This window comes from Corynebacterium yonathiae (assembly GCF_027570195.1).
Lineage (GTDB): Bacteria > Actinomycetota > Actinomycetes > Mycobacteriales > Mycobacteriaceae > Corynebacterium > Corynebacterium yonathiae.
The window spans coordinates 23,743-32,087 of the sequence record NZ_JAKMUZ010000025.1 but is presented as its reverse complement, the minus strand read 5'-3'; the positions used below and the strand labels follow the sequence as shown (position 1 = coordinate 32,087).

Annotated in this window: 7 protein-coding genes; 1 reads left to right on the top strand and 6 read right to left on the bottom strand. The window is 56.9% G+C overall.

Features of this window, described 5'->3' with window-relative positions; translation table 11 throughout:
* Positions 1 to 416: 416 nt before the first annotated feature.
* The 6 genes from L8V22_RS11030 to L8V22_RS11005 form a co-directional block, all read right to left on the bottom strand.
* The gene (locus L8V22_RS11030; protein ID WP_238801271.1) at positions 417 to 1,730 is read right to left on the bottom strand and encodes an amino acid permease; all 1,314 of its coding nucleotides are present in this window, start codon (positions 1,728 to 1,730) and stop codon (positions 417 to 419) included.
* Between the two features lie 161 nt (positions 1,731 to 1,891).
* Positions 1,892 to 2,173 carry a glycine betaine ABC transporter substrate-binding protein gene (locus tag L8V22_RS11025; protein ID WP_238801272.1) on the bottom strand — a complete coding sequence of 94 codons (282 nt, stop codon included), beginning with the start codon at positions 2,171 to 2,173 and terminating at the stop codon, positions 1,892 to 1,894.
* Positions 2,174 to 2,299: 126 nt separating this feature from the next.
* A complete protein-coding gene (locus L8V22_RS11020; RefSeq protein ID WP_238801273.1) occupies positions 2,300 to 3,691 on the bottom strand; it encodes a hypothetical protein in 1,392 nt (463 codons plus the stop codon).
* 502 nt (positions 3,692 to 4,193) lie between these two features.
* A complete protein-coding gene (locus tag L8V22_RS11015) occupies positions 4,194 to 4,931 on the bottom strand; it encodes a sulfite exporter TauE/SafE family protein (protein ID WP_238801274.1) in 738 nt (245 codons plus the stop codon).
* 45 nt (positions 4,932 to 4,976) lie between these two features.
* Positions 4,977 to 5,639, bottom strand: a complete 663-nt coding sequence (locus L8V22_RS11010; protein WP_238801275.1) for a TIGR03089 family protein — start codon at positions 5,637 to 5,639, stop codon at positions 4,977 to 4,979.
* Between the two features lie 25 nt (positions 5,640 to 5,664).
* Positions 5,665 to 7,296: an LCP family protein gene (locus L8V22_RS11005; RefSeq protein ID WP_238801276.1), complete on the bottom strand. Its 1,632-nt coding sequence runs from the start codon at positions 7,294 to 7,296 to the stop codon at positions 5,665 to 5,667.
* Between the two features lie 124 nt (positions 7,297 to 7,420).
* Between L8V22_RS11005 and L8V22_RS11000 the strand changes: the two genes are divergently transcribed.
* A complete protein-coding gene (locus L8V22_RS11000) occupies positions 7,421 to 8,320 on the top strand; it encodes a glycosyltransferase family 2 protein (RefSeq protein ID WP_238801277.1) in 900 nt (299 codons plus the stop codon).
* The last annotated feature ends 25 nt before the right edge of the window (positions 8,321 to 8,345 follow it).

Below are 8,345 nucleotides of genomic sequence, written 5' to 3'. Positions count from 1 at the left end.
GAATAAGCTGCACCATTAGCGCTTCGCTATAAGAAGATGAAAACGCCTACGGCCCTCGGAACCGGAAGGAACCGAGGGCCGTAGGCGTCTCTCTCTACAAGGTGTTTCCATGTATCGGCCAAAGCCGCCCTCTGGAAACTGAGGGGTTCTCTCTATCTCTCTCGTATGCGCTCTCTCAAACGCATGACTTAAGTATGGGGTACGGGGCTGCTACCACAATGGATTGTGCCTGATAGGTCGCTGCCAGTTACTGAAAGTTTGCTGCTAGCCCAATTGTGGGTTAGTAGTCATAGCTTTCGGCAGTATTTGCATCCGCGCCAATGCATTGCAGGTGTGTGCGGCGCCTTTTCCTGTTCTGGCATGATGCCCCACCTTGCCAGACAGGAAAAGTCCTTGTCGAGCCACGTTTTGTGGGATTATTGGAACATTCCCCAGATGGTGGCAAAGAGCACGATAAAGCCCATGACCGCCACGAAATAGTTGGTCTTTTTGCCGCGGAAGCGGGCAAGTGCGTCCACTCGGTAGATGACCAAGATAGGAAGTAAATAGGTCATAAAGGCAAAGAAGACACCGCCAACGATCGAAATCATGTCCAAAATGGAGGGGTTGAAAATACCCACCAGGGACGTGGCGACGAAGATGAAGAGGTAGGTCCACAGATCAAGCGTGCGCGTGGACATTTTCTTCGTGGCCTTCGGTGCGGCGAGGTTGAAGAGGTACTGGGTGCCCTCGATGGTGCCGAGTGCGTGGCCGAAATAGGAGGAGGCTACTGCACAGATCACCACGATGGGCGCCATGTACGCCATAAATGGGGTGCCGGTTTCGTTGGCGAAGTAGGAAAGCACCGGCAGGTTCTTTTCATTTGCCTCCTGCATGCCGTCTGCGCCCATGGCCAGGGCGCAGGACCAGACAAAGAACATGGTGAAGATGGTCAGCAGAACGGCGGAATTGCGGATAACTTTATCGGATTGCGCGTGGTGATCCGCGCCGTATTCCTTTTCCATGCCTAGGGAGAATTGGGAGATGGCGGCAACGAAAGAGAAAGAGAAGACCAAGACGGGAAGGATAATGGCCTTGAGGATGCCACCGGCGGTGTGATCGCCGGCCTCCATGAAGGACCCGAGGTCCCATTGCGGAATGAGGTAGAGCGATACTGCTGCCAGTGCCACGATAAGTGGATAAACCACGAACTGGGCAATCTTCAGCATGATGGTATTTCCAAAGGCGAGTGCGAGGGTCATCAGGCCCACACACAGTGGCGCGAGGATATACCGGGAAATTTCTGGCCCGCTTAGCTGGTTGACGATGAAGCTATTAACCGTATTAGTAATCGAGACGCCGTAAATGAGTACCACTGGGAAAATGGTGAACCAGTAGATGATGGCGAGAATGATGCCGTTTCCGCGGCCAAAGAAGTGGGTGAGTACTGCAAGGACATCTTCGCCATGCAGCGGTGAGTAGCTAATGATCCAGGAAAAGGCACGGTGGGCTAGGTAAGTCATCGGGAAGATGAGCAGGGTGGCTACCAGTAGCGGGATGAAGCCGAAGCTGCCGGCGGAGATCGGCAAAAAGAGGATGCCTGCGCCCACGGCAGTGCCGAAGAGCGTGATGGTCCACTGGCTATTGACTGCCTTATTAGTGGTCACCTGGCTGCCGCTTGGGGTGTCTGCGTCGCCGGTAGTGGGTGAACCGGCCGGTGAAACAGGCGCATTCGCAGTCGTGTGAGACATAGAATTCATCCTTCAGTACGTGTGAATAAGACAACATAAACAATCTATCTGAAGGTTTTGGCGAACGAAAGTAAAAGTGTGATCTAAGTTAAGTAAATTTTAAAGGCCGTCGCACCGTGGGTGGCGCAACGGTCTTTGGGAATCTTGCTAAGGTCTGGCAGCTAGTCCGCGATCAGGTTTTCGTCGCGCAAGAAATCGAGTGCCACGGTGGTGTAGTCCTCACCGTCGATGCGGGCGTTAAATTCTTGCATCTTTTCGTCGGTAAGCAGCTGTGACAAGGGAGCGAAGAGCTCTTCAACTTCTGGGTGTTCATCTAGAACCTCGGTGCGGATAACCGGGGCAAGATTGTACTTAGGGAAGAACAGATCCGGGTCCGTCAATACCTGCAGTTTGAGGGCCTTAATGTGGCCAGCGGTGGCGACAACGGAGCCAACTAGCGCCACAGGAAATCTGTGTTTCCATGTAAAAGGAAATGAACAAGCAAAAGGCCGCCGCACCATCAGTGGTGCAGCGGCCTTTTGTATGGCACTGGCTAGGAAACTATGTTCCTAGGGAAGAATAGGGGGTTCTTAGAAGAGGCCCTCAGCCTTCTTGCCAAAGTCATTCAAGGTGTGCTCGCGGGAGTCAACGTTCTGGTCGTTGTGCTTGGAGTCGTCACCCTTGATACGGGAGGTCTGGGTTACCTCGATGTTGTTGATGAGGCGGCCTTCCTTGGTCTTGCCGTCGCCGAAGTCCAGGTTAGCGATGCGAGCCTCTTCGCCAGCGTTAATCGGGTTAGCCAGGGTTACCTCGAAGGAACGGGTGGAGGTCTTCTCGTTGAAGCCCAGGTCACGGATGTGAGCGCCGTTGGAGGAACGCGGAGTGATGAGGCGGTCAACGCCCTTCGGGCCCTTGGCGGTCTTCACATCAACGCGGAACTGGGTAGCTGGGAACTCGCCGTAGTAGCGCTCAGAGCCAACGTTCTTGGCGCGGACTGCAACGGTGCCTGCGAAACCAGCGTGCTTAGCGCCGGAAACGGTCATGTAAGGCTCGAGGTCGAGCTTGTGCTTGGAGTCCTTCTTGTCCTCCTTGGCGTCAACCTCTTCCTGCTTCTTCTTGTCAGCAGCCTCTTCGTTCTTGCCCTCTGCCTCGGAAACCTTCTCGGCGTCTTCCTTGGCGGTGCCCTCGGTGTCCTTGATTACCTCTGCGTCAGCCTCGAGGTTCTTGTCCTCTTCCACAACCTTCGGGTCGTTGACGTCAGTGGTGTTCTGGGCATCCTTGTTAGGAGCGTAGGAGTCAGACAGCTTATCGTACAGCTTGACGCGAACTTCGTTCTTAACCGGCTGCAGTGCATTCCAAGCGGTCGGGGTGGACCAGGTGCCGTTTGGCTTGCAGTACTGCTGGGTACCGGTCATGTTCAGCACGCGGAAGCCGTAGGTGGCTTCACCGGTGTGGTTTGGCGGAACGTCATAAGGTCCGATGGACTGGCCAGCCTCCCAAGACAGGGAGTAGGAAGCGCTAGCACCAATCTTGGTAGCAATCTCGTGAGAGATGCCTGCGGAGCCTTCAGCATTCTTGCCGGAGCCCTTGCCGCCCAGGTTCATGGACGTGGTCTCGGTGCGGTCACCGTTGACGGAAACGGAGATGGACTGAGACTTGGACAGGTCCTGCTGCAGCGGGATGTCCTTCTTGGTCTGGTTGGTGGTGGAAATGGTGCCGGCCGGCAGGAAGCGATCGGAAACCTTGTAGACCACGGTGCGGTGGTCTTCCCACGGGTTACATACCGGGCGAGGGTTCAGGATATTCGCCTTCATTTGGTCGGAACCGTGGGTGGTGTGGATGATCGGCAGATCCGGGTTCAGCGCCGGGGTCTCCGGGTAGGACTCGGTCTGGGTGGTGGCGCCAGCCAGCGGTGCCGCGAATGCGGTGCCGGCGACGATGAGGCCGGCGGTCAGGCCGGTCATGCGACGACGAATCGACATATAGAACTTCTCCTAATGTAGTTAGAAAATGAATGAACTTATGAATGAAATCCAGCAACTCTCGATGTTGCGCTAAGAGAACGCTAAAACAGGCTTAGAGTTAATTCATCTCTTAGATGTCTATATATCTGCACGGCTGGAGGGTAGGTAATTTTTATATAGGCCAAGCGGTTAATTGGATCTTGTTCCCGCTAAGCGGCCGATAGTGCGTCGAAATTTATAGATTGGAAAATGTCTATACATGGCTGCTGGAGGGGGCATTTGACTAACCCCCTTATAGGGGTGATTGGTCGCTCTATGGGGGGATGTTAGGCCCCCTTGGAAAGTTGTGGACGTGTCACAATATGCGTCGTGCGCTGCATTTAAGCGGGTGGATGGGGGTTATAAAATGCTTAATGGTGAATGTTACGTGACATACGTTATAGGCGTTTACATGGCAGAGTTTGGAGCGTTTCGCAACAGGAGCCTATCGGGGGCTTGCGCTGAGGGGTGATGGGCGGGGCTAGAGTAGGGCAGCTTCGATGATGAGCATGAGGGCTGCAGAGATTGCCACAATGATGACGATGCGGTTGAGGAGGTGCCTATCTATAAATCGGTTGAGGTAGTTTGCGCCAATGAGTCCGATGACAACGAGAGGGAAATAGGCCGCCGCAGCGGACACTTGGGTGCTGCTAATCTGCCCGTTAAGCGCCAGGATAATAAGAGAAATTAAGGTTCCGAGGACAAAAGTGCCCGCTAGAGTGCCGCGGGTGCGGGCTGGATCGAATCGCTTCATTATGAGCGCCATGGGTGGGCCTCCGATGGAGGTGGAGGTGCCTAGGATGCCGGAGGCTATTCCAGCGATGAGCGTGTTGAGGGTGGTCGGGCGCGGGCTCCATCCCAAACTGGACAGCGTCATGGCTAGGAGCACGGCACAACCGATGAAGATGGACAGCCCGTCGGAGGAGAGGCTCGCGATTGCCCAAGCACCCAACACGGAACCGGGGATGCGGGCGAGGGTAGAGATACCTACGACGCGCCAGGATGTCTCGCGGAAGGTTCGCGAGAGCGTGTAGCTAGAAATGCATAGCGCGAGCAGCAGAATGAGCGTGGGCACGAGCTCGGGACGAACGAGAGCGATGAGCGGGGTGGCAATAGTGCCCAAGCCAAAACCGATGGTGCCTTGAGTAATGGTGCCGGCGAGGATAAGAACGCCAATGAAAACATAGGACCATGCGTCCGCGGAGATTCCCAGAAACATAATGACGGTTAAGTTTATCTGGGCCCGCCGCGCAGCCTAAAACCGTTAGAGGCGCGCGGTGGCCTTCTCGTTGGCGGCGATTTCCTCCAGCCGATCGGCTGGGCACATTCCGGCAATGATGACTGCGGAACCACCTGCGGCGAGGGGCTCGAGTACGGCGCGGGAAAAGGACTCATTATCGGACCAGCCGGTAGACAGCAGGCGCTCCGCGGAGGCGGGGGCATCAACAAGCTGGGGCAGTGGCTGGGTTTCGCCAAAGTACTGATCGCCATAGAAGCGCACGGTGGGGCCAAAATCGATGGCGCCGGTGGGAAGCTCCCCGCCGGATTCTACGACTCCGCGGCCGAAGGGGTCCTCACTGATGAGCACGATATCAGCCTGCGGCTGGCGCTCGTGGGCGGCGGTGTAGCGGGATGGGGAGGTAAAGACGACGTCGGCAAGCGCGGCAGACTCGCCAAAGCTATAGGAAGGGCCAGAGGCGAGTGCGCCCAAGGCCACAACGGCTGCCTGCCACGAGGTCGGGAGATCGATGGCGATGATGGAATCCGGCTCTAAATCGAGCTCTTCTTCCAACATATTGGCGATCTTGGCTACCCAATTGTCGAGCGTTTGCGCGGAAAAATCCATGCGTGCGCCGGTGGCCTCGTTATATACGGTAAGCCGCGGGGAGGCGGCGTCGGCACGCAAAAGATGGGCGAGTAGTTCCATACCCGCCCATCGTAGGGGAGAAGTGCTAGTTCACGCAGCGCGGGCCGTCGCCACCAGCATCGATCTCTGGGGAAACCTTGGCGGTACCGAAATCATCGCCCGGGGTACCTACCGGTTGGCTGGACTTATCTGCCTCCGGCTCTTGGGCACTGGCCTCCTTATCGGAGGGGCCCTGGTAGTTATCGGTAGCAACCACGATGAGGGTGTCATCATCGAGCTCCGAGTTCTCTGCTACCGGCAGTCCACCCAGCTTCTTGGCTAGGGCCTTAGCCTCCTCGCTCGACGGATCGGCGGCTACGACTTGGGACTCGCTGTAGATTCCTGGTTGTGCATTGGCGGAACGCTCTACGGTATAACCCTTGCCCTCTAGCCAGGAGCCGATGCCGGAAGCTAGGCCATCAATATTGCCGGCGTTGAGGACGTGAATATTGATATTCGGGTCGACGTCTTCGTCTTTTTCCGCCTTATCCTGTTTGTCCTTATCTTCGGCCTTAGATTCTTCGGTAGCTTCATCGTGGCTCTTGGCTAGGTCATCCATGAAGCGGTGGACCTCAGAGGCGTCAATAGTGACGATGGATTCGCCAAAATCGCCCTGGCCGTCGATGGAGGTGACCGGGATAGTGGTGAACGTAACATTGCCGCCGGCGAGCCCTGCCAGCTGGGTGACAAAGCCCATGATGTCCCAGCCCTCATCGATGACTACGGAGCGCTCCACGGCCTTGGCAATCTTGGACAGCTTGGAGGGGTTGGCCAGGGTGTCATTGTCCAAGATCTTATTGACTAAGGAGGCCATGAAAGCCTGCTGGCGTACGATGCGGTCGAGATCGCCACGCGGGAGGTTATAGCGCTGGCGTACGAAGGCGAGAGCCTTGGCGCCATCAAGGGTCTGCTTGCCCTTGCTGAACTGAGCGCCAGACATCTCGTCATTAACGTCATCGTTGAGGCAGACTTCGACGCCATCGACGGCATCAGTCAGCAGGGTAAAGCCCAAGAGACCCACCTCCGCGTAGTGGTCGATGGACACACCGGTGAGGGTGCGCACCATAGCCAACAATCCTTCACGGCCGGCCTCGACGCCCTGCTTTTCGATGTCCTTATCCGAGTGCGGTTTCTTTTTGCCCTTGGATTCTGCCTCGGCGTTTTCCTGTTCGAGTTCTTCCACCTTGGCGTTTTTATGGGAAGCGAATACGGCATTCATCTTCATATTGCCGTATTCCGGATCCTTGACATACGTATCGCGCGGGATGGACACGGCAGTAGCACGGGAACCATCCTCCGGAACACGAATAAGCATCATGGTGTCGGTGTTTTCCTCACCATCGGCCACGCCGGCGTGCAGATCTGCCAGTTCCTTATCGGAGAGGGGATCGCCCTTAGCGTCGGTACGGGAATCCTTGCCCACCAGCAAGATATCCACTGCGCCATCGAGCGAATCACCCGAAAGGCCCTGGCCGCCCAGGGACAAGTCCTGGGCCGAGGACATTCCATTATCCAGCCGGCCCACCGTGGCATAACCTACGCCAGATACCACCAGGATCAAAGTGGACAGGAGGGCAATGATTGCCTTGATGGCCGTCGAACCTTTTTGCTTTACCGCGTTAGCGGCAGAGGGCGCCGGCTGGATGGTGCGCGCCCGGCGAGTGTTCTCAGAAGTCACAAGTTAAGGCTTTCTAAATTGGTGGGGATCTGGAGACAGTTTAGGGCAGAACGGTTAAAAATTAGTGATCCGTGTCCGATTTCGCGTGTTCGGGCAGTGTCCCTGCCAAGTGCGAGGAGCGCCGGTGACTAAGCTCGGGGCCATTGTGACTACTCCAACTCAATCCCCGCTGGCCGTTATCACCGTGACCTATAGCCCCGGTGAATACCTCGGTAGTTTTTTAGACTCCCTGCCGAGCGCGTGCGCCTGCGACACCAAGGTTGTTCTGGCGGATAATGGCTCCACCGACGGCGTACCCGAAGCGGCCGCTCGCGAGCGCGCTGAGGTCGACTTTCTCGATACCGGCGGGAATATCGGATACGGCGCTGGCATGAATGCCGGAGCGCGCTTCGCCCGTGAGCACGGCGGGGTGGATGAGGAGTTTTTCCTTATCTCTAACCCAGATGTTGCCTTTTCCCCGGGATCCATCGACCGACTCATCGAGTGTGCCCGCCAGTGGCCTGATGCGGCGGCCGTAGGCCCGCGCATCGTGGAACCAGACGGCAGCAATTATCCTTCGGCCCGCGCCGTGCCCACCGTTGCTACTGGCATTGGGCACGCGCTCTTTTCCTCGATTTGGCCCTCTAATCCATGGTCGCGGGCCTACCGCAATGAATCCGACATGACCACACAGCGCCCGGCCGGCTGGTTGTCCGGCTCCTGCCTTTTGGTGCGCTGGGAAGCTTTCGAGGCCATCGGCGGATTTGATGAGCGCTATTTCATGTACCTCGAAGACGTGGACCTTGGCGATCGCTTCGCTCGTGCCGGGTACCAGAACATCTTTTGTCCGGAGGCCGTTATTAGTCATGCCAAAGGGCATTCCACGCAAGCGCATGCCGGAGCCATGCTGCGCGCTCATCACAATTCCGCCTACCGCTTCCAAGCGGACCGGCATCCTGCTTGGTGGCAAGCCCCATTGCGGGGTGTTTTATGGCTGGGGCTGCGGGTGCGCGGGTTAATTGCCTCGGCGTCGGCGCGTTCTTAAGCCTTGGAGCGCGTGCCGTTGACCT

What these genes read in the sequence shown, in the direction of transcription:
- L8V22_RS11015 (WP_238801274.1), bottom strand. Translation starts at nt 4,931, where the DNA reads ATGTTTCTGGGAATCTCCGCGGACGCATGGTCCTATGTTTTCATTGGC.
- L8V22_RS11020 (WP_238801273.1), bottom strand. Translation starts at nt 3,691, where the DNA reads ATGTCGATTCGTCGTCGCATGACCGGCCTGACCGCCGGCCTCATCGTC.
- L8V22_RS11030 (WP_238801271.1), bottom strand. Translation starts at nt 1,730, where the DNA reads ATGTCTCACACGACTGCGAATGCGCCTGTTTCACCGGCCGGTTCACCC.
- L8V22_RS11010 (WP_238801275.1), bottom strand. Translation starts at nt 5,639, where the DNA reads ATGGAACTACTCGCCCATCTTTTGCGTGCCGACGCCGCCTCCCCGCGG.